The sequence below is a fragment of the Ekhidna sp. genome (assembly GCF_039940915.1).
Lineage (GTDB): Bacteria > Bacteroidota > Bacteroidia > Cytophagales > Cyclobacteriaceae > Ekhidna.
In genome coordinates, this window is record NZ_JBDVFO010000002.1 from 76,360 (window position 1) to 97,402 (window position 21,043).

Here is a 21,043-nt window from a genome sequence, read left to right on the forward strand (position 1 = left end):
TCTACGTATAAAACCTGATTTTTGACTCATAGTTTTACATTATATACTATTAATACGATGTTTCGATCAATATATTTTCTCAGTATCCTTATCGGATGCAGCTCAGCGCAGCAAAAAGCAGTAGAGTCAATATCCGCAAAAAGGCTGGTTGAATTGCAAAATGATGGCGTAACGGTGATCGATATCCGCACAAAGAAAGAGTACGATCAGGGACACATTCCAGGAGTGGTTTTAGTCGATTTCTTTAGTTCGGATTTTTTGGATCAAATGAAGAAATTCGATCGCGATAAGCCAATTGTCATTCATTGTGCAAGTGGAGGTAGGAGCGGAAAGGCGTCTAAAATGCTTCAGGAAGAAGGATTTACGACGATTTATGATTATGCAGGCGGTTTTTCAGATTGGAGTTCTAAAGGGATGAAAATTGAATAATTCATGCATTACCGGCAAAAGGATATATGAGGATCAACAGCTTGCTGAAGAGGCGTTGATTCAATATCATATTAGAAATGAGTTTTCAGGCAATCAAGGACCGATCAATGTATACCGCTGCGACAATTGCGGAAATTGGCATTTTACTTCCAAAGGCGAAAAAAGCGCTTTATTAAGCAATAGTGAGATTGTGAATCGGATTAAAAGCGAAAGAAGAGTCTTTCAATGGGAGCAAAAATTAAAATAAAAAGAACCGCTCCGTTGATAGGAACGGTTCGGATCCAACATTTTTTATTATGAGAAGATTAATAATTAGTGATGAACCCTGAACAAATAGAACGAATTTTATTGAAATAGTTATATGATTTACATTAGCGGTCAATTAACAATATATGCATATGAATCAAGATCAAGTAATAGAAAGACTAAGGGAAGGTAACGAGCGATACGTATCGAATAAATTAAGTGGTAAACTCCAGGACGGTGATCGTAGATCAGAACTTGTTGGTGGGCAGTCTCCATGGGCAATCGTTCTTAGTTGTGCAGATAGCAGGGTTGTACCTGAACTTGCTTTTGATACGGGCCTAGGAGAACTTTTCGTACTGCGAGTAGCTGGAAATATCGCCAACACGGATACAATAGCTAGTATTGAATATGCTGTCGCTCACTTAGCTACTGAAGTAATCGTGGTAATGGGTCATGAAAGTTGCGGAGCAGTAGGTGCTGCCCTGGCTGGAGGAGACAATGGATATAATTTAAATCATTTATTGGCTCAGATAGAACCTGCCAAAGCCCAGGCTGGAAGTAGTGATGTAAACGTGGTTGTGAAAAAGAATGCAGAGCTTTCAGCCAAAGACCTTTATGATAGATCCGCAATTCTCAAAGGGGCAGTAGATGCAGGAAAACTTAAGATTACTACCGCTTTTTACAATTTGAACGGTGGAAAAGTAGACTTTCTTTAAGAAGATACAACTATGGCTTGCCATTAGAGCTTTACTGACATGATAGATTTCTACTGAACAAAGTAATATGTCCAGCAAGTCTTGCAGAAAATCTACAAGACTTGTTAGACACATATAAGTTAAGAAAACGTAGAGCATACGCCTTTTTTGTTAGGGTGACAGCTGAAATAGTCAGCTTTACATTTTAACCTTAACTTTCCTACTTTTGTCTCCAAATCACCCAATATATGTCTGCAGAATTTCAACGTAAAAAATTAGGTTATTTTTTCAGGATTTTAGACTTGAACAGCAATGGCTGCCTTCAAATGGATGACTTTACTGAAATGGTAGAGAAAGTTCGCATACGCTTGGATTATGAGCCAAATAGCAAGGAACATAAGCGTATTACGGGTAAAGCAGTCAAGCTCTTTAACTCATTGGTTAAAGACATAAAGCCATTTACATTCAATCAGGTAACTGAAGAGGAATGGGTTGATTTTTTCTTAAAAGAGGTTGTGCTGTCTGGAGATGAAGACACATTGGATGATTACAAGGAATTGATTTTCAATTTCATGTTTGACTTCTTTGATCAAAATAGAGATGGATTTATCTCTAAAAATGAATACGAAGATTTCTATGATATTTTCGGAATTGATAGAGACTACAGTGACAAAGCCTTCAGTCTATTAGATAAAACCCAGAGTTATCGACTTTCGAGATATGATCTAATGACTGCTGTAGAAGAGTTTTTTGCGTCCGGAGACACCACGCTTCATGGCAATTGGATTTTCGGCAACTGGGATTCAGAACCTCATGTGATGGATATCTAATTCAATCCATTTAGAATCGAATCATCCACAAGATTAGCTATCGTAACTTTCAATTCAGGTGTACGCGCCATTTCACGCTTAATTGCAAACAATGCTTCTTTATTGCGTGCCCAGCTTCTTCTGGCGATTCCATTATTTACATCATAAAATAGCATAGCCTTCAGTTTTCTATCAGCCTCGTCGGAACCATCCAAAAGCATTCCAAAACCTCCATTGATTACTTCACCCCAACCAACGCCGCCTCCGTTGTGAATGGATACCCATGTTGCTCCTCTGAAACTGTCTCCAATTACATTTTGTATAGCCATATCTGCCGTATATCTACTTCCATCGTAGATATTGCTTGTCTCTCGATAAGGAGAGTCCGTGCCACTTACATCATGGTGATCTCTTCCTAGAACAATAGGAGCACTAATAATACCTGTTTTGATTGCCTGATTGAAAGCCTCAGCAATTTTAGCTCTGCCTTCGGCATCCGCATACAAAATACGCGCTTGAGAACCAACCACTAATCGGTTCTTGTCTGCTTCCTCAATCCAACGAATGTTGTCCTGCATTTGCTGCTGTATTTCAGGTGGGGATTGCTCTTTGATCTCATTCATTACGCGCAAGGCCAATTGATCTGATTCTTTTAAATCTTTGGGATCGCCCGAAGTACAAACCCATCTGAATGGACCAAACCCATAATCAAAGCACATCGGGCCTAAAATATCCTGTACATACGATGGATACTTAAATTCATTCCCGTTTGGAGCCATGACAGCTGCACCGGCTCTGGATGCTTCGAGCAGGAAAGCATTTCCATAATCAAAGAAGTATGTTCCCCGTTCCGCATGTTTGTTTACTGCGGCAGCATGTCGACGTAATGTTTCTTGCACCTTCTCCTTAAATTCATCTGGATTTTTGCCAATCATTTTATTGGCTTCATCAAAACTTAGTCCGACAGGGTAGTAGCCACCAGACCATGGGTTGTGTAATGAGGTTTGATCTGAGCCCAATTCCACCAGAATGTTTTGACTATAAAACTCTTCCCACACCTCTACAACATTTCCAACATAGGCAATCGAGACTACCTCAAGGTTTTCTTTTGCTGACTTTACGCGATCAACCAATTCATTAATATCAGCAATAATCTCATCTACCCAACCTTGTTCATGTCGCTTATGTGCTGCATTGGGATTGACTTCAGCACACACAGTTATGCATCCAGCGATGTTGCCTGCCTTGGGTTGAGCTCCGCTCATTCCACCAAGTCCTGCTGTTAAGAAGATTTTACCGGCAGGCGCTTCATTTGGTTTTAATTTCTTTCTGAATGCGTTCATTACCGTGATCGTGGTGCCATGAACAATTCCCTGAGGGCCAATGTACATATAGGAACCAGCCGTCATTTGGCCATATTGTGTTACCCCCAATGCATTAAACTTTTCCCAATCATCCGGTTGAGAATAGTTGGGAATCATCATCCCATTGGTAACCACCACTCGTGGCGCGTCTTTGTGAGAAGGGAAGAGGCCCATCGGATGACCCGAATAGATATGCAAAGTTTGCACATCCGTCATATTCGCGAGGTACTGTATAGTAAGGGCGTATTGTGCCCAATTTTGAAAGACCGTACCATTGCCTCCATAGGTAATCAACTCTTCCGGATGTTGTGCCACGGCGGGATCCAGGTTATTCTGAATCATCAACATGATGGAAGCCGCTTGTTGGGATTTGGCAGGATATGCATCAATTGGCCTGGCATGCATCTGGTAGTCAGGCATAAACCGATACATATAAATCCTACCAAAGTCATTGAGCTCTTGCCAGAATTCTTGAGCCAATTCAGTATGCCATTCAGCTGGAAAATACCTTAAAGCATTTCTTATCGCTAGCCTTTTTTCTTCTTTGGAAAGAATATCTTTTCGTTTTGGGGCGCGATTGACTCCTTCAGCCAATTGTTTTTTCGTAGGTAGCTTTTCTGGTATTCCCTGAAGAATCTGTTCGGTGAATGTCATTCTATTCTAGATTAAAATTGATCAAATTCTGCACTAAACTCGGTCGTCAATGTAATGCCTTGTTTTTCCGCGGCACTTCGTGCAACGGTAACTAAATCTTTGTTTTTAACCATTTCAATGGCTGTTTCCATGTATTCGTTCATAACCCCATCTTCTGTGATATGCGCAATTTTTGATCGAATATGTTCGTGAATGGCAGACATGATCTTACTTGACTTAAGTGGCCTGTGGAAATCCACTGCTTGTGCTGCACAGAAAGTTTCAACACCAATGATCTTTTCTACATTTTCTACTACACGCAATGCTTTACGTCCGCCAATGGATCCCATGCTCACGTGATCCTCCTGGCCTAAGGATGTAGGAATGCTATCAGCACTTGCAGGAAAGCAAAGCCCTTTGTTTTCACTGGCAAGGGCGGCGGTCGTGTATTGTGGAATCATGAAACCTGAATTAGTGCCTGTCTCCTTGAGTAAGAGTTTAGGTACGCCTGGAGTATCTCCTTCCAAAGAAAGATAAATTCTACGATCAGAAATATTCCCAATTTCAGATGCAGCAAGACATGCATAGTCCAATGGGAGAGCCATTGGTTGACCGTGGAAATTGCCACCACTGATGGTATGCTCAGAACTGAAGACAATGGGATTGTCCGTTACAGAATTAATCTCTACCTCGAGCATTTCTTTGACATGGAGCCAGGCATTGCGAGATGCACCATGAACTTGCGGCATGCAGCGCAGTGAATAGGGGTCTTGAACTCTGGCACAGTTCGCATGAGAGTGAACCACTTCCGAACCGCTTAATAAGTTGCTAATAAATGCTGCAACATGACGACTACCTTTATATGCTCGAACATTATGCAATTCAGGAGCAAATGGCTTGACAGAAGCTAACAACCCTTCAACCATTAAGGCACCTGAAATATCTGCATGTATCATTACATTTTGCAATTGCTCCACCACTTTGACTGCATGAGCCGCTATAAACTGCGTCCCGTTGATTAAGCCAAGCCCTTCTTTAGCACCAAGTTCGATTGGTTGTATTCCTTCTTTCTTCAACCATTCATGTGTTCGAATGAAGTCACCATCTACCTTCACCTTTCCTAGCCCAATTAGGGGAAGGAATAAATGGGAGAGAGGAGCCAGATCCCCTGAAGCTCCTACCGAGCCTTGCTCAGGAACCATCGGAATGACATTATGATCAATGTGAAAGATGATACGGTCAATTGTTTCTTCTTGTACCCCAGAAAACCCCTTAGCTAATGCATGAACCTTAAGGATCATCATGAGTTTGGCTAATTCATCACGAATAGGATCCCCAAGACCTACCGCATGACTCATGAGCAGGTTTTTCTGCAAGGTGCTGGTTTCATCTTTGGATATCTGAGTTGTACACAAAGGGCCAAAACCCGTATTAATTCCATATACAGCACGATCACCATCAGCTATGATTTTCACATCATTGGCGCTCTTCCTAATCGCATTCCTTGCAGCTTCGGAAAGTAGTCCTTTGGTGATTCCTCTTGCGATTGACAAAGCAATTCCTGCAGTGAGGTGATCTTCTCCATAATGAAATTTGGAAGGAAAATGAGTCATAGTTAAAATAGTTGTTAAAGCAACAAAATCAATATGGCTCTAAGGTAAATTAGGTATTTCAAAAAAAAAACCAGATGGCGTAGATCATCTGGTTTATTAGGTTAAACTAACTATAACTTTTACGTAATAAAGAATAAACAGGTAAAATAGTGGATTGTTTTATGGAAACAGTTCTACCTTAAAAATAGATGGATTGAGCGACCCGATATGTATTCGAATGCGCCTCCAATATGTCTCGTACATCACTTGAATATCCACCCCCCATAGAGGCTACCAATGGAACGCCGTGTTTCTTAGCAAGTGATATGACGAGCTGATCTCTCTTTTTGCAACCTGCAATTGTCATCCCAAGCCGACCTAATTTATCTGTTTTTAATACGTCTACACCTGATTGAAAAAAAATGAAATCAGGCTGTACAGAATCTAACAGCTGGTTGAGAGTAGTGTCAAGTAAACGTAAATAAGTGTTATCATCTGTCCCATCTTGCAGAGGGACATCTAAATCGGATTTCTCTTTCTGCAGAGGGTAATTATGCTCCCCATGCATACTAAAGGTAAATACAGCTGCTTCATTTGCAAATATCTCAGCGGTCCCATTTCCCTGATGCACGTCCAAATCGACAACTAAAACTTGTGATGCTTTTTTGCGGTTGAGCAAATATCTAGACGCTATGGCAATGTCATTCAATAGACAAAAGCCTTCAGCTCTATCTGTGAATGCATGATGCGTACCCCCAGCAATGTTCATTGCAACCCCATATTCCAACGCATACTCCGCACATTGAATCGTCCCTCCATTAATTGCAATTTCCCGGTCTACCAATTCTTTTGTTATTGGAAAACCACTTCTTCTTTCTTCTTGTCTGCTAAAGTTGAGTTTTTGAAGCTTGTTCCAATACGCTTTTTTATGAACAGCTAAAATTTCATCTTCTGTCAAATTGCGCGGGGCAAATAAATTCTTTTCTTCTATGGTTCCTTCATGCACAAGTTGACGGGGGAGAAGGTCATATTTTTCCATTGGAAACCTATGCTTTGGAGGAAGCGGATGATTATATATAGGCGACCAGGCTATTTTAAGCATTTTGATATAAATTCTTACTTTTCATTTTTGTTTGTGTAGACTATCTTGTACTAGCACCTAAATCATAAACCCATGTCTAAAGTAAAAGTTGAACGATCCGTCAAAATTAATGCTCCCGCGGAAGTTGTGTTTCCAGCACTTTCCGATTTCCATCAATGGATAAAATGGTCACCATGGTTGCTGATGGAACCAGAAGCAAAAGTGAAGATTGCAGATGACAATAAATCATATGAATGGGATGGAGACCGACTCGGATCTGGAAATATGCGTATGAGAACGCAACGTGAAAATGAGTACATAGATTTTGATCTTAACTTCATAAAACCTTGGAAATCATCAAATACTACTAGTTTTCAACTATCTCCCACTGATGGAGGTACGGAAGTAACGTGGATCATGGAAAGCAGTTTGCCTTTCTACCTTTTCTGGATGAAAAAGATGATGAAAGCCTTTGTAGGATCAGACTATGAACGCGGTTTGGGAATGCTCAAGTCTTATGTAGAGGCAGGCGAAATACACTCCCGATTAGAATTTTCCGATCCGGTAAAATTTGAGTCGTGTCAATGGATTGGCATTCAAACCGAATGCACGCGTGAAAGCATAGCTCAGCATATGGAAGAGGATTATGGACGGATTCATGCATTTGCAGAAATTAACAAAGACCTTGTGGCTGGAAGCCCCTTCACCATTTATAGCAAATGGGACTTGGTTAACAATAGGATAAAATACATCGCATCAATTCCCGTTTCGAAAACACCGGAAGATATACCTGCAGGTTTTGAGACCGGAAGAATACCTGAGGTTATGGTTCAAAAAATAAGACATATTGGTGCATATAAATATGTAGGGAATGCATGGGCTACAGGACAAGCAATGATGAGAAATAAGGAATTCAAGCATCACAAAAAGCTTTATCCTTTCGAAGTTTACTTAAATGATCCTAAAACCACCCCAGAGAAAGATCTAATAGCCGAGATACACTTTCCTATTAAATAACTATTCTACAACGATATTGTCGCAGAATTTCAATACCTCAGGACAGGCTGCGCGTTCAGATTCCAGGCAAACTTTGTAGGTACCAGCATCAAATTGATAAAAAAGTTCATTGTCTCCCTCGATGTCTTCCAACTGCGAAAAGATTAATTGTTCATTTCGATAGATCGCCCAAGTGTACTCTATGAGGTCTTTGGCAGGAAAATTGGCAATGAATTTATAGGTGCTATTATTTATGGTCTCTGTCTCGAATGACACGAATGGGCACGGATCTACGGAGATTATCTGACAATACTCAGTTCCTGAAAAGCAATCATCTTCCGGCAGAGTGGCTTTAATGCATATTTCATGGTTGCCCTCTGGAAAGGTTTCAATAAGCATGTTATCGCCTTGAACACCTGTCCCATCTGTCTCAACCTTCTCACCGTTGATGTACCATCCGTATGAAAATACTCGATCAAGTTCTTCAAAGTCGGCGGTAAATTGATATCTATCGATTTCTACAGTATCTATCCTGAAGGATAGTTGAGGACATTTTTTACATGCATCGAATACCTCAAATAGCTCAAATGGAGAAGCTATTGTTTTGTTGCTCTCCGAGGCATAATCAAATATGGCTATCGGGTAAATGAACTTTGGTTGCTTGTCGAATCCTTGATCCAATTCGAAAGCAAAGTAAGCTTCTTTGCTAGCGATAGTGATTTCATTGCTATCTGTATCCAACATTTTTATCGGATAGACCAAGTCAAAACACTGCGTAAAGAATGGATCAAACTCATCCCTAAGGGTAGGGATCTCGACATCATCCAGCAGGTTGATGAAGCTTTGTTCATTCTGAATAGTCTTTTCTATATCTCCATTCAAAACATCGAATGGGAATGCTATGGCATCTACATGCTGACTAATCGAGGAGTTTTCGGCGACTGACTTTAATCCGTCAAAATCTGATATGGTAATTCGCAGGTCATTATTGAACTGAAGTTCGAGTGGGTAAAGAACTTGAAATCTGTTGTCTTCTAAAAGAATGGATTTTTCAACAGCTCGGAGGGTAGAAACAATCGCTACACTTTCCGATAAGTTCAGTGAGTCTTTCTTATCGGGAAAATCAAGTTCATCTTCAGAAACACAAGCTTGAATGGACATCATCAAAACGACTAGGAGGAGTAAAATTCCCCGAACAGGTCGTATGATTGATGGTATATTCATTCTTATTTTTTCGTTTAAATTTAGTTCTAAGATTTAGAAAATAAGGAACCGCCTTATTTAAAAGGTCGGTTCCCTTATCAACTAACCTAAGAAAATGAGTTAATCCACAGAGAAGTTTTTACAAACTTGATTGTCGTCACATTCATCTTGTTTAAGACAAATTTCGTATTCTACTTCAGGGTCAAAGTGCCACACAAAAGTGTGATCAGCATCACTGCCTGCCTGTCTTACTTCTTGATGCTGAAAATCGTCGTTGACGAATACTTTCCATATGTATGTAACGTCATCCCTTTTCTCAAAATCAGCAGTGAACGTGTAGAAATCGGTAGAGTCGGTTTCTGTCAATACTGCAGAGTAGCCAAGTTCTAAACAATCAACATCACTTATTTCGATGGTTTTGCAATACTCGACTGATTCGCATCCTTCCTGATCTGTTACTAAGCAAATGTTGTGTGTGCCTACTCCAAATTGCCAGAAAAGCTTATGATCAGTTGCCTCGTTACCAGGTACTTCAGATTCAACTAAATCCTCATCAATATACCAATGATACTTAGTGTATTCTTTGTAGTCAAAATCCGCAAAGAAGTAGTAGGTAAATCGGTTGTCTTCTTCTACTTCAAATCGAACTTCTTCTACACAAATAGCGTCGATCACTATCTCTTCGCAATAGCTAACCTCTCCGCATTGATCATTTTCTGAAACGATGCAAACAGTATACGTGCCGGGAGCAAAGTCCCATTTCAAATAGTTTGTTCGGTTGTCCGAAAGTGGCTCTTCTTTTACCACATCTCCGTCAATGACCCACACATAGGGAATGGTCTCAATGCCTTCAAATTCAGCAATGAACTTAAAATAATCATGTTCTAATTGCTCAGATTTAAATTCCAAACCAAGGCATTTTTCCCTGTTTGGATTTTGTATTTCAAATTCTACGCATCCTTCGATTCGCTGATTGCAGTTTTCTGATTCTGCGATCAAGCACACTTTATATTCTCCAGTTTCAAACGTGAATGAAAACTCTGTGGTGTCAATCTCGCCGGTAAACGATTGTACAAGAGAATCATTTACAAATAGGTCGAAGGCAAGACCTTCTAGTCCCTCAGCCTTAATATTTACGGACTGATTTGCGCTATCAATATCAACTTCTAAGTTTACGCCTGGGCATGGATTTTCATTTTCGCAGGCACTCATAAGCACTGCTGCAAAGAGTACTGTTAGTATGCCGTATGATTTTAGTAATCGCATAGGTGTTTCATTTAATTGTCAAATTTTATTCGAGGGATTTTCCCTTCTTTGACTTTGAAACGCACAGTGTAATTGGAGACCCTACCCCCTTTATTTTATTTTTTTATTGAGGCTTTTGATTTTTGAGTTGACTTAAAATCGGATAGTTTAGTTTACTGGATGCCAAAGTTGGAAAAACCCTTATGTGATGAAACTCAATTCGATGCCTTTTATGCGTCGAATGCTAAGGCATTGAGAAACTACATATATTATAAGTTCGGTGATGGTGAACAATCCGATGATGTAGTGCAGGAGTCATTTATCAGGCTTTGGAAGAATTGTGCGAAGGTTACTATGGAAACAGCACGAGGATTTTTGTACAAAGTGGCAACCAATCTTAGTACCAGCTTAAAAAGATCTGAAAAAGTCCATTTGAAATATACTGAACGTGCCATCAAAATGGATGTCGATCAGGAATCACCTGAATTTTTAATACTTGAAAAGGAGTTTATGGAAAAGCTGACAAGTGCCATTTCAAGTTTGCCTGATAAGCAACGGGAAGTTTTCTTGATGAACAGAGTAGAGAAAAAGACTTATAAGGAGATCGCTCAGATTTCAGGAGTTTCTGTAAAAGCAATTGAAAAATCAATGCACAAGGCTCTTTTGAAGTTACGGAATCAAATAGGAGATATATAGGGGTAGGGTAAATGTTGGATTTGTGCGTTTGTGATATAAGGACAAATTATGAGTGAATTTAAAAATGATACTTTTTTAGCTCGCTGGCTCAACGGTGAGCTAAGCGAAACAGAGCTCGAAGCTTTTGAGAAAAGTGACGAGTATGCTTTCTATATGAAAATTCGCAAGGGCGCCGAATTGCTTGATTCACCTTCATTTGATGAAAGCGGAATTCTCGAAGAGATCAAAAAACGCCGGAGTTTTGAAGTAAATAGTAAAAAACCAACTCCAAAGCTTTGGATCTTCTCTGCTGCCGCCTCTATTTTGATTTTATTCAGTTTTGCCTTGTATAGTGTCTTTTTTTCTACGCAACTAACTAAATATGAAACTGGAGTTGGCGAAAAGCAAAGCATCCTTCTCCCTGACGGGTCTGAAGTTACTTTGAATGCGAATTCTACGCTATCTTTTTCTACAGAGGATTGGAAAATTAAGAGAGAATTACAACTCGTAGGAGAAGGTTTTTTTAAAGTACAAAAAGGAGATCGGTTTACCGTGAAAACATCGATGGGAGATGTATCTGTTTTAGGTACAGAATTTACTGTACAGGAACTTGATGGGTTTTTTCAGGTAATGTGCTTTGAAGGAAGCGTCAAAGTGCTAAGTGGGGGTGAAGAAGAAGTCTTAAAGCCAAAAAGAAGTGTAAGAAGAACAAGGCATTCGCGGTTGGTAAGGACAGAATTATCCAAGACTCAACCATCGTGGCTCCAAAACAAATCTTCGTTTGTGAGTGTCCCCATAGCATATGTGCTAAGAGAATTTCAAAACCAGTACGATGTACAATTTAAAGGAGTTGAAAACATTGATAACTTGGCGTATACCGGAGGTTTTCCACATGGCGATTTAGATTTGGCGCTCGAAGTGTTCCTTGGATCACTCGAAGTGGAGTATGAAAAGAAAGGGAATGTAGTTCTGCTTAGCAACTAAACTTTAATGAAACTTCACCGCTTTTTCTTCATCGCATTATGCGTTCCGCTATTGTCTTGGACTCAAGAAGTTGAAGCAGAAGAAGATCTACGTCAAATTCTGATTGAGCTTGAAGCAAAATTTGGTGTACAGTTTTCATACCTCGATGAGGTGATTGCAGGAAAAGAAGGTGCAATTGACACTACTCAATCATTGGCTCAAAACATCCATGTGCTTGAACTGGACACTCGGCTGAGGTTCGAAAGTGTGAGCGATGATTACATTATTGTCAGAAACTACAAAAGCTCTGATAAGGTATCCTTATGTGGACAGGTTTCTAATCATCGCAATGATAGACTTCTAGGTGTTTCGGTTGGTTATACAAGGCAGGAAGGGGTTTTCACAGACGGAAACGGACGATTTCAACTCGATTCGATTCCTTATGATTCATGGCTAACATTCAGATACGTTGGTTATGCGCCAAAGCGTCTTAAGGTTTCCAGGTTATCGTTTCAGAATTGCACTGCTATTCTCATGGCTGAGTCAATTGAAGAATTGCAGGAAGTAATTGTTAGTGACTACCTGGCAGCTGGCATTGTCCAGAGCAAAAATGCAACGATTATAGACTCACATACATTAAAAGCCCTTTCCGGTCTGTCAGAACCTGACATAATGCAAAGCATTCAGCAGGTGCCCGGAGTAAATAGCCCTTTTGAGACCGCTGCAGGAATTCATGTGAGAGGTGGTTTACCAGATCAGAACCTGATCTTATGGAATGGGATAAAAACGTATAGTCAAGGACACTTCTTTGGGATGATTTCTACATTCAATCCGTATGTAACGGATAAGGTTAGCTTTATAAAGCATGGAACATCAGCGCAGTATGGTGATAGAATATCATCTGTGATTGATATTGCCAGCAAAGACGAAGTGTCGAACGAATTTACTGGTGGAGTAGGTACTAACATGTTATACTCGGACGGTTACATAAACATCCCCATTCTCACTGATAAGCTTTCGATACAGTTATCTGCACGACGCTCGTTTACTGATTTTCTACAAACTCCAACGTATAGTCAGATGTCTGACAGGGTGTTTCAGAACACAAAAATAGGAGCATCTACCGCTGAGGAACAACAAGCTGGAAATTCATTCTATTTCAATGATTATTCATTTAATTCTGCATGGCAAATCAATAACAATAACAAGCTGATAATAAGTAGTTTATATAATAGAAATGAACTTGATTTTGAATCTGAAGATGTAGACAATAATCTATCATTTAGCGACCAACTTATACATGCAAATGAGGGACTTAGTGTCTTTTGGAAAAAACGCTCCGAAGCAAGACTATCGTTTGATGTTGGCACAAGCTATTCTAAGTACATTTTGAAGTATAGCTTTCTTCGAAATGAAGCAGACACTTCAACTGAATCAAGCAAGAAAAACTTTGTGAGAGATGTTACCTTTCACCTCAACGGGAAGTACAAGCTGAATGCTAACAGTAGCCTCAACTCAGGTTTTAACATCAACAATACGCGGATACAATATGCTTACGAAACCGAAGCTCCTTCCTATCGGATCATTCTAGACTCAGACAATTCTACGATTCATACGTACGCCGGCTATGCCGAATATGCGTATGAAGATGAGAAATTCTTCATTAGACCAGGGGTACGCATCACGTATTATGAACAGCTGAATGAAGTATTTTTAGAGCCACGCTTGTATGCTCAGCGACAGGTTTTTCCAAAGATATCCGCCTCCTTATCAGCAGAGTATAGAACACAAGCTGCGAGTCAAATTAAGGAATCGGTTATTAGCGACTTGTCACTCGAAAACAAAGTGTGGTCACTTGCTTCACCTGATCGCTTTCCTATACTTACAAGTTTACAGATAGGTTCAGGGCTTAGGTATAAAAGGAAGAGTTGGCTTGCAGAGTTGGAGGGATATAGAAAAGAAGTAAATGGAGTTACAACCTTAATCTTTGGCTACCTCAATGGCTTAGATAATCAATTCCGAGAGGGGAAAAGCAGCATCTATGGCATTGATTCTTTTTTAAAGAAAACCTGGATGAATTATGAGACGTGGTTTAGTTACTCATTTATACGAACGCAAAATACATTTTCAGGACTCAACGATGATCAACCATTCCCAGGGAGCTGGAGCATTGAACACACCTTGCGATGGTCCAACATAGCCACTTTTAGAGATTGGGAAGTATCCCTTGGATGGATGTGGCACACGGGTAAATCCTATACCGAAGTGCTGCCAGTGGAAGATGGTCAAGCAGGACCGGTAAGGATTTTTTATGAAGCCATTAATGCCAACAATTTACCCCCATATCATCGCCTGGACTTTTCAGTCTTGAAAGAATTTAGATCAAAGAAGGCCAGCAATATTCGGTACCGAGTCGGCTTATCTGTACTAAACATTTATAACCGTAGGAATCTGCTTAATCGTGAATTTCGAACCACTCCATCTTTAGAAAATGACCTCATAGATACGCGTGTTTACTCGCTTGGAATCACTCCTAATTTTGTATTTAGGTTTTTTTGGTAACTAATCCAATCCTACGATTTTAGGCTTACGAACAATTGGACTTTGAAAAAACTGAGGTGCGGAAAGCGAGATTTTAAAGTAAAACAGCTGTCCTTCCACAGGTGCATTTGGGAAGGCGGAGATTCTAAATTCAAACGTGCTAAAGACTAAACTTTCATTTCTTATCCTTACACCACCTCCTGCAGTAAAATACGTATTGTTGAAAGGATCGGAGATTCTAGATTCTTGCACATTTCCAAATCCGATGTGACCATACGTAGCAAACCTGAACCCATAGAAATACCAAGGTTGGAAAACGACATATTCCGTCGTAAGTGTGACAAGACGGTTGCCTCTTATTTGAATGCCTTCAATACTTTTAATCCTGTTTTCTGCAGCTAAGCTCTGAGATAGTGGGATGGAAAGTCTATTTCCATTGAAATAATGAAATCGTGTGAATATTCTTGAATAAGCTCCTCCTAAATCGAACAGCGGGGTAAAGTGCCTTCCATCAATTTGCACCACCTGATTGGTCCTTTGGTCATGCATGGTGAAATATCCAGATTCTAGATTGAACAAGAAGTATCCATATCTATTGTTGTAGGTAGAAAAAGAGCCTCGAAATCCTCTGTAGTTGCGCTTGCCAAACTCAGTAAAATCTTTGCCAAAAATTACGGAATAAATAAACCCAATCGGGACATCCTCTGTAATGTTGAACGATAAGATATTCTTTGTTTTTAAGAAGTTTATCTTGCTGTAGGAAAGCGCTCCCACCAGAAAGTGATGATTCTGATAGGTGATGTTACTATCTGCCTGTACAGGTGGCCGCATATTAAAATTGTCGTGATCAAGTCTCAGTGTTGCATTTATGGATTTTCGATCACCCACCAGAAATGATCTGCCAGCCCAAACGTCATAGCTTTTCCGCTCAACCATGAAATCTTTTTCGTACAAGGAATCTGCAAACACAAGGTCCGTTATGGGTTCTACATGTTCGAAAGTAGCCTCACCAAAATACTTGATGTTTGGCGATAGAAAATTCCTTTTGAATGAGATTCCTTTGCTTTTTCCTTCATAATTGTCAGAAACATACACTGTACCATCAACAAACGAATTTTTAATGTTTCTGACCGTATAGTATGCGTCATAGCCATGCTTAGGCTGTTCTTTGCCGTTATACAAGTAGCCTACGCCAAATTCATTTCCCGTCCCAAGAATATTCTGATTGGTAAAACCTGTACGAAAGGCATCGTTATCATCCAGAGACAGATCGATGGACCAAGGAAACCTGTCCTTTACAACAACTGTAGCCGTAACAGCTCGCAGGTTTTCTGAATCTATTTCAAGGACTATCCTGGCATCTTCAATGTACGGGAGCGATCGGATAATTCGTTCCGTATCTGCCAGTTTAAAAGGATCTACATCATCCCCAGTCTTAAAAAGGAGATGTTTTGAAATCACATCCTCGGAGGTATTTTTATGGAGTTCATTGCTAAGTTTGCCAATTCCTGATTTGGCTTTAAGGGTAGTATCGTTGACCGAACCACCAAATAAATCCACCGAAACATAGTTTATTGCACTTATTGTCTTACCCCGATAAGCCATAAAGAAATCCTCACTTTTTACCGGTTCCTTGTTTTGAAAAGGGTCTTCAGGGGTATTTTCAATTATAAGCAAATTGAAAAGCTCTCTCGTCACACGATTCTTCTTAGCGACGGAATAAATGGAGTCATAAAACCCGTCTGAGAGGATATACTTGTTATCATACACTTGATATTTAGTATGAGTTGGGAGTAGGAGTGTAGTGTCTTTTTTGGGTACAAAAAGAGAATCAGCAATAACCAAAACCTGGTTCTTTCTCACTTTTACGGATTCATATTGAGCCTTTACCGACTCCACACTAAACCCAAACAGAAGCAACAATAAAACAACTCTCAATTTTCCCTTCAACTTTGACATCAGTGTTATGTCAGCAAGTATAAAATAAGTATCGCTCATCAAGCGACAATTTTTTCACTGGATTACTTTCACTTTTTATACAACTAATTGATTACTTTCACGTATTCTACAACAAATAAATCACATAGAATGAAAGGAACACACATTGGTGAACTAGAGGAGTTAGTGTTATTGACCGTAGGTTCATTATTTGATGAAGCATACGGCGTAGCAGTGATGGATGAAGTGAAAGATAAAGCTGGGAGGGACATGAATATCAGTGCCATCCACGCCGTACTCAGGAGATTGGAAGAAAAAGGACTACTAAAATCTCGCATGGGTGGATCCACGAATGAACGTGGCGGCAGAAGGAAACGATTGTTCACATTGAGCAAAGAAGGAAAGCTGGCGCTGGATCAAAGCATTGCTCTGCGACGATCATTGTATGATCGAATTCCCAATATCACTTACAACTTTTCATCATGAATGCCCAGCCACCCAAATGGGCCGATCGGTTTCTTAGGTGGTACTGCCATCCACGATTTTTAGAGGAAATAGAAGGGGACATCTATGAACTTTTTGAACGGAGAATTGAGGAGCAAAATCCGAAAACGGCAAAGGTCAAATTCATCTGGGATGTCTTCCGTTTTTTTAGGTGGTCAAACGTCAAAAAGTCAAACTCAAAATACGCTACTATGAATCAATTCATGCTTTTTAAAAACTATTTAAAACTGGGTATGCGAAACATTCGCAAAAACCTGGTTACATCTTCAATCAATATTTTCGGTCTCGCCATAGCAATTTGCTTTGCCGTTTCCATCTTTATTTTCACTGATATGCAGCTCAATATGGATAGCTATCACAACAAAGGTGATAGGATTTATCAATTGACGAACTATGTAGAACAGGACGGAAGTGAAGAGTTATGGGGTGATACCCCCATTGAACTGGGACCTAGTCTCGTCTCTGAAATCTCTTCCATAGAGTCTTTCTCAAGAATAGAGTATCGCAGTGCCAATGTAAGATTTGGCTCGGATGTATTTGATGAGCTCACACTCTTTGTGGATCCTGGATATTTCGAAATATTCGATTTTCCTATGCTCAGCGGGAGCAAACAGGTTCTTAAAAACAAAAACCATGTGGTTATCAGTAAAGACATGGCTATCAAGTACTTCAATGAAGAGGACCCCATGGGAAAGGAACTGCTGTTCAAATTCACCAATGGAGAACTAAAACGTCTAACTGTAGGGGCTGTTTTAGATGAGTATCCTTACAATACAAGCATGAACTTTGATTTCTACCTACCCATGGACAATTTCCATGATCTGGGGTTTAAGGGAACCAAAGGATGGGCTTTCATGACGGACGCCACTTTCATCTTACTTAAAAAAGGAGAGAAAATCTCCACAGTTGAAGAGCGATATGACGATTACATTGAGCTGCAGCGTAGCAGCAACCCAGAGTGGAAAATAAAGGCATTTGAAGCATTCTCTCTAGCTGATTTGTCCACTTCTTCATATAAAATTGTTGGAGCTGTAGCAGGAGGCGGACATCCGGCAGGTAGAATAGCATTGACGGTTATCGCCATATTCTTATTGAGCATGGCTTGCTTCAACTTTATGAATATCAGCGTTGTAAGTGCATCCAAACGGCTAAAGGAGATTGCTTTGAGGAAAGTTATGGGCAGCGTACGTAAAGAAATTGTCATGCAGTTCATGACTGAAAACCTGCTTCAATGCCTTTTTGCTTTAATTGTTGGTACAGTTTTGTCCTATTTCTTTCTGATCCCTTGGTTCGATTATTTGATTCCAGAGTTAAACGTGAGATTTAGAACTGCCGAACCAGTGAAGCTTGTGTTTTTTCTGATAGGATTATTATTCAGTGTTGGAATCATCGCTGGAGCATATCCGTCATTTTATATTTCTAAGTTTGATTCCATTACTATTTTTAAAGGGAATCAGAAATTTGGTTCAAAGAATAGATTTTCTGTGATCATGCTAGGGTTTCAATTCTTCCTCGCCATCACCACCATTGTTGGTTGCTTTATCATGACAGAGCAAAACATCTACCTGGGAGGAAAAGACTGGGGTTATAATCCTGCCGGCACAATGTCTATCCGTGTAAGTAATGCAGAAGAGTATGAACTGTTGAAAAATGAGTTAATCAACAACCCGGCAGTTGATGTTTATACCTCTTCAGATTTCTTAATTGGACGTGGAATCATCAAGAGTTCGCTAGAGATTGAGGATAAACAACTCCCTATTCGTCAGATAGCCGTTTCTGAAAACTATTTCAAAACATTTCAATTGCGAATCAAGGAGGGGAGGACGTTGACGAACCAGGTCACCGATCAAACAAGCAACGTAGTTGTCAATGAAAAATTTGTAGAAGCCATGAAATGGGACAATCCACTTGGCAAAACTTTTTTGCATGATAGCATACGCAGAACGGTGGTTGGCGTAGTAGAAAACTTTCATTACTATGATTTCTTTTCCGAAATAGATCCCGTGATGATCAAGGGGTTGGATCCTAAGAGGGTTCGTTACTTGACGGTGAAAACTACTCCTGAAAAACTACCAGAACTGGAAGCAAGTGCGCGTACTGCCTGGCAAGGTATCGCGCCAAATGACCCTTTCGACCGTGAATTTCAAGAGGATGTTTTTGACCGGTTTTACCAAGAGAACAACACCAATACGGTATTGCTTCTCTTTATTTCAGGAATTGCTACCGTTTTAGCTTGTTTGGGTCTGTATGGTCTCCTTTCTTTCAATGTACAGGGAAAATTGAAGGAATTTAGCGTTCGAAAAGTACTGGGTGCCGAGCCCAAAGCATTGGTAAGAATTGTTAGCAAACAGTACATGTGGGTACTTCTTATCTCCTTTATCGTTGGCGCACCGCTCGGGGCATTTGCCATGATGAACATAGTTATCTCTATTTTTCCTGATCCTAAATCGGTCACCGCATTACCTTTTATTATAGCGATGGCTATCATACTAATTACGCTTGTAATCACAGTAGCAGGACAAATAAACAAAGCCATAAAGGTGAATCCTGCGGATTTACTCCGAAACGAATAAAGATAAAAGCGAGGGATAGACTATGATCATCTCTCGCTTTTAATTGATTCTTTAGGATCAATTCAATTCTCGCTATTTTTATCGGATCATGGCCGATGAAAGTAAATCAATTATACCCAAATGGTTGGGAGAGCTGCAACAACGTAGCTGGGAACCTGAAATTTTGCTGTCTGGAATAGTCCTTTATGGGATGTTTAAAGTTCCTGATCTGTTAGACGATTTTCTAATATTTTTCAAGCTTAATATTTTCGGAAACTCTACAGATATAAACAACCTGGTAGCGTTGTTTAAAATGGGGATCTACTGGCTCATTGCCGGCCTAATTCTTCACCTGATCTGCAGAGGAATATGGATAGGGATGGTAGGTCTGAGCTACACCTTTCCTAAGGGTATTGATGGAACGAACATTAGCTACCAAGGGAAGTTCAAAGAGCGTGTCGCTAACACTCCATCTTATGAACGCATTGTTATTCGGCTGGAAAAGATTAGTAGCTCTTTGTTTAGCGTTTCTTTTATGCTGTTTATGAGCCTCATTGGAGGATACCTTTTCTTTTTGGTGTTGGTCATTTTCCCATTTACAATTGCATACATCTATTTTGACCTTGGCTTTGATGGTCCGCTATTTGATTATTTTCAAATTTATGTTCAGACGATAGTTGTCATAAGTCTCCTGGCCTTACTGGACTTTGTAACTCTTGGTTATCTACGTCGCTTTAGATGGTTTACGAAACTTTACTGGCCACTTCATAGAGCGGTAAGCGTCCTAACCCTCTCGCGTTTTTACCGTCCGATTTATTACGGTGTGGTGACCAATTTCAACAAGTGGGTATTCTTTCTTTTCCTTTTAGCTTTTGCAAGCATCAGTATCATAGGAGCGGGAAACATCGCAAATTCTAACTATCCAGGCGATAAACTCAGCAGAATTACAATCTGGAATAATTCAAGAGGGTACACTGCCTATGCCGGGTATTATGACGATCATAATAAGGAGTATCCTTCATGGAGGGCGCATATTCCTTCAGATATTATCTCTGGGAATGTTTTAAAGTTATTTGTAGTAGCCAATATCACCTATGAGAAGCACATGCTTAAACACACTCCTCTTGATTCATTAAGGGAAGTCTATCCAGACACTGCTTCGGCTGCATTGGAGGCAATGGTTCTCGACAATTATTTTAGGGTAGCACTGGATCAGAAGGAAATACCGATTCAAAGATGGTTTTTCCATTATAAGATTCAGACCAATCAACGGGGATTCCTTACCTACATAAACATTGCTGACCTGAGCGAAGGCATACATCATCTCCAGGTATCCAACCATGCGGATTCTTCTTTTCAAAGCCCAATTGCAGATATCCCATTTTACAGAGATATCACACTGGCAACCAAACCAAGGCCGACAAGCAATGAAGAAAAAGAGAAGAATGTTGATTTCCAACCCAAGCCATTTGGAATAAGAGATTGATGTGTTTTCTGAGGCTTTCAGACATGGTTTCCTCAAAAAAAGTGATGGGGATTGAACCTGACTCATTTTGAAGTGTATGGCTTGGTGAATG

The 21,043-nt window shown here is 40.0% G+C and carries 16 protein-coding genes; 10 read left to right on the plus strand and 6 right to left on the minus strand.

The features are described 5' to 3' along the window. Nucleotides 1-57: 57 nt before the first annotated feature. The 3 genes from ABJF57_RS05655 (at nucleotide 58) to ABJF57_RS05665 (ending at nucleotide 2,200) form a co-directional block, all read left to right on the plus strand. Nucleotides 58-429 (plus strand): rhodanese-like domain-containing protein, encoded by a 372-nt coding sequence (locus ABJF57_RS05655; protein ID WP_462233245.1) that lies wholly within the window; start codon nucleotides 58-60, stop codon nucleotides 427-429. Between the two features lie 398 nt (nucleotides 430-827). Continuing rightward, the gene (locus ABJF57_RS05660; RefSeq protein ID WP_462233247.1) at nucleotides 828-1,391 is read left to right on the plus strand and encodes a carbonic anhydrase; all 564 of its coding nucleotides are present in this window, start codon (nucleotides 828-830) and stop codon (nucleotides 1,389-1,391) included. Between the two features lie 227 nt (nucleotides 1,392-1,618). Then, nucleotides 1,619-2,200, plus strand: a complete 582-nt coding sequence (locus ABJF57_RS05665; protein ID WP_462233249.1) for an EF-hand domain-containing protein — start codon at nucleotides 1,619-1,621, stop codon at nucleotides 2,198-2,200. Here ABJF57_RS05665 and ABJF57_RS05670 read toward each other — a convergent pair. The 3 genes from ABJF57_RS05670 to ABJF57_RS05680 form a co-directional block, all read right to left on the minus strand. Then, nucleotides 2,197-4,197, minus strand: coding sequence for a urocanate hydratase (locus ABJF57_RS05670; RefSeq protein ID WP_462233251.1), 2,001 nt, complete (start codon nucleotides 4,195-4,197; stop codon nucleotides 2,197-2,199). The genes ABJF57_RS05665 and ABJF57_RS05670 overlap by 4 nt on opposite strands. Before the next feature lie 11 nt (nucleotides 4,198-4,208). Beyond that, nucleotides 4,209-5,789, minus strand: coding sequence for a histidine ammonia-lyase (gene hutH, locus ABJF57_RS05675; protein ID WP_462233252.1), 1,581 nt, complete (start codon nucleotides 5,787-5,789; stop codon nucleotides 4,209-4,211). A gap of 178 nt (nucleotides 5,790-5,967) precedes the next feature. After that, nucleotides 5,968-6,870: a histone deacetylase family protein gene (locus tag ABJF57_RS05680; RefSeq protein ID WP_462233254.1), complete on the minus strand. Its 903-nt coding sequence runs from the start codon at nucleotides 6,868-6,870 to the stop codon at nucleotides 5,968-5,970. A 72-nt stretch (nucleotides 6,871-6,942) separates the two neighbouring features. Between ABJF57_RS05680 and ABJF57_RS05685 the strand changes: the two genes are divergently transcribed. Then, entirely contained in the window at nucleotides 6,943-7,866 is a 924-nt protein-coding gene (locus ABJF57_RS05685; RefSeq protein WP_462233256.1) for an SRPBCC family protein, read from the plus strand. On the opposite strand, the gene ABJF57_RS05690 is transcribed toward ABJF57_RS05685, so the two are convergent. Together ABJF57_RS05690 and ABJF57_RS05695 are read right to left on the minus strand one after the other, a co-directional pair. After that, nucleotides 7,867-9,069 carry a hypothetical protein gene (locus ABJF57_RS05690; protein WP_462233258.1) on the minus strand — a complete coding sequence of 401 codons (1,203 nt, stop codon included), beginning with the start codon at nucleotides 9,067-9,069 and terminating at the stop codon, nucleotides 7,867-7,869. Between the two features lie 99 nt (nucleotides 9,070-9,168). Beyond that, nucleotides 9,169-10,314 carry a hypothetical protein gene (locus ABJF57_RS05695; protein ID WP_462233260.1) on the minus strand — a complete coding sequence of 382 codons (1,146 nt, stop codon included), beginning with the start codon at nucleotides 10,312-10,314 and terminating at the stop codon, nucleotides 9,169-9,171. A 159-nt stretch (nucleotides 10,315-10,473) separates the two neighbouring features. Between ABJF57_RS05695 and ABJF57_RS05700 the strand changes: the two genes are divergently transcribed. The 3 genes from ABJF57_RS05700 to ABJF57_RS05710 are packed head-to-tail and all read left to right on the plus strand — an operon-like array spanning nucleotide 10,474 to nucleotide 14,493. Then, nucleotides 10,474-10,989, plus strand: a complete 516-nt coding sequence (locus ABJF57_RS05700) for an RNA polymerase sigma factor (protein ID WP_462236045.1) — start codon at nucleotides 10,474-10,476, stop codon at nucleotides 10,987-10,989. A gap of 48 nt (nucleotides 10,990-11,037) precedes the next feature. After that, nucleotides 11,038-11,952, plus strand: coding sequence for a FecR family protein (locus ABJF57_RS05705; RefSeq protein WP_462233264.1), 915 nt, complete (start codon nucleotides 11,038-11,040; stop codon nucleotides 11,950-11,952). A 6-nt stretch (nucleotides 11,953-11,958) separates the two neighbouring features. Continuing rightward, nucleotides 11,959-14,493: a carboxypeptidase-like regulatory domain-containing protein gene (locus ABJF57_RS05710; protein ID WP_462233266.1), complete on the plus strand. Its 2,535-nt coding sequence runs from the start codon at nucleotides 11,959-11,961 to the stop codon at nucleotides 14,491-14,493. Here ABJF57_RS05710 and ABJF57_RS05715 read toward each other — a convergent pair whose 3' ends face one another. Then, on the minus strand, nucleotides 14,494-16,470 hold the full coding sequence (locus ABJF57_RS05715) for a hypothetical protein (protein ID WP_462233268.1): 1,977 nt from the start codon (nucleotides 16,468-16,470) through the stop codon (nucleotides 14,494-14,496). It lies immediately after the preceding gene. Between the two features lie 90 nt (nucleotides 16,471-16,560). Between ABJF57_RS05715 and ABJF57_RS05720 the strand changes: the two genes are divergently transcribed. The 3 genes from ABJF57_RS05720 to ABJF57_RS05730 all read left to right on the plus strand — a co-directional run bounded on the left by ABJF57_RS05720 (nucleotide 16,561) and on the right by ABJF57_RS05730 (nucleotide 20,952). Next, nucleotides 16,561-16,896: a PadR family transcriptional regulator gene (locus ABJF57_RS05720; RefSeq protein WP_462233270.1), complete on the plus strand. Its 336-nt coding sequence runs from the start codon at nucleotides 16,561-16,563 to the stop codon at nucleotides 16,894-16,896. Continuing rightward, nucleotides 16,893-19,487 (plus strand): ABC transporter permease, encoded by a 2,595-nt coding sequence (locus ABJF57_RS05725; RefSeq protein WP_462233271.1) that lies wholly within the window; start codon nucleotides 16,893-16,895, stop codon nucleotides 19,485-19,487. The genes ABJF57_RS05720 and ABJF57_RS05725 overlap by 4 nt, the downstream gene beginning before the upstream one ends. Nucleotides 19,488-19,575: 88 nt before the next feature. Further along, on the plus strand, nucleotides 19,576-20,952 hold the full coding sequence (locus ABJF57_RS05730) for a hypothetical protein (RefSeq protein WP_462233273.1): 1,377 nt from the start codon (nucleotides 19,576-19,578) through the stop codon (nucleotides 20,950-20,952). Nucleotides 20,953-21,043 lie beyond the last annotated feature (91 nt).

Excerpts from the sequence above, each read along its gene's own strand:
- ABJF57_RS05695 (WP_462233260.1), bottom strand. The coding sequence starts at position 10,314 with ATGCGATTACTAAAATCATACGGCATACTAACAGTACTCTTTGCAGCA.
- ABJF57_RS05710 (WP_462233266.1), top strand. The coding sequence starts at position 11,959 with ATGAAACTTCACCGCTTTTTCTTCATCGCATTATGCGTTCCGCTATTG.
- ABJF57_RS05680 (WP_462233254.1), bottom strand. The coding sequence starts at position 6,870 with ATGCTTAAAATAGCCTGGTCGCCTATATATAATCATCCGCTTCCTCCA.
- ABJF57_RS05725 (WP_462233271.1), top strand. The coding sequence starts at position 16,893 with ATGAATGCCCAGCCACCCAAATGGGCCGATCGGTTTCTTAGGTGGTAC.
- ABJF57_RS05715 (WP_462233268.1), bottom strand. The coding sequence starts at position 16,470 with ATGAGCGATACTTATTTTATACTTGCTGACATAACACTGATGTCAAAG.
- ABJF57_RS05720 (WP_462233270.1), top strand. The coding sequence starts at position 16,561 with ATGAAAGGAACACACATTGGTGAACTAGAGGAGTTAGTGTTATTGACC.
- ABJF57_RS05655 (WP_462233245.1), top strand. The coding sequence starts at position 58 with ATGTTTCGATCAATATATTTTCTCAGTATCCTTATCGGATGCAGCTCA.
- ABJF57_RS05730 (WP_462233273.1), top strand. The coding sequence starts at position 19,576 with ATGGCCGATGAAAGTAAATCAATTATACCCAAATGGTTGGGAGAGCTG.
- ABJF57_RS05690 (WP_462233258.1), bottom strand. The coding sequence starts at position 9,069 with ATGAATATACCATCAATCATACGACCTGTTCGGGGAATTTTACTCCTC.
- ABJF57_RS05700 (WP_462236045.1), top strand. The coding sequence starts at position 10,474 with ATGCCAAAGTTGGAAAAACCCTTATGTGATGAAACTCAATTCGATGCC.
- ABJF57_RS05685 (WP_462233256.1), top strand. The coding sequence starts at position 6,943 with ATGTCTAAAGTAAAAGTTGAACGATCCGTCAAAATTAATGCTCCCGCG.
- hutH (WP_462233252.1), bottom strand. The coding sequence starts at position 5,789 with ATGACTCATTTTCCTTCCAAATTTCATTATGGAGAAGATCACCTCACT.
- ABJF57_RS05705 (WP_462233264.1), top strand. The coding sequence starts at position 11,038 with ATGAGTGAATTTAAAAATGATACTTTTTTAGCTCGCTGGCTCAACGGT.
- ABJF57_RS05665 (WP_462233249.1), top strand. The coding sequence starts at position 1,619 with ATGTCTGCAGAATTTCAACGTAAAAAATTAGGTTATTTTTTCAGGATT.
- ABJF57_RS05670 (WP_462233251.1), bottom strand. The coding sequence starts at position 4,197 with ATGACATTCACCGAACAGATTCTTCAGGGAATACCAGAAAAGCTACCT.
- ABJF57_RS05660 (WP_462233247.1), top strand. The coding sequence starts at position 828 with ATGAATCAAGATCAAGTAATAGAAAGACTAAGGGAAGGTAACGAGCGA.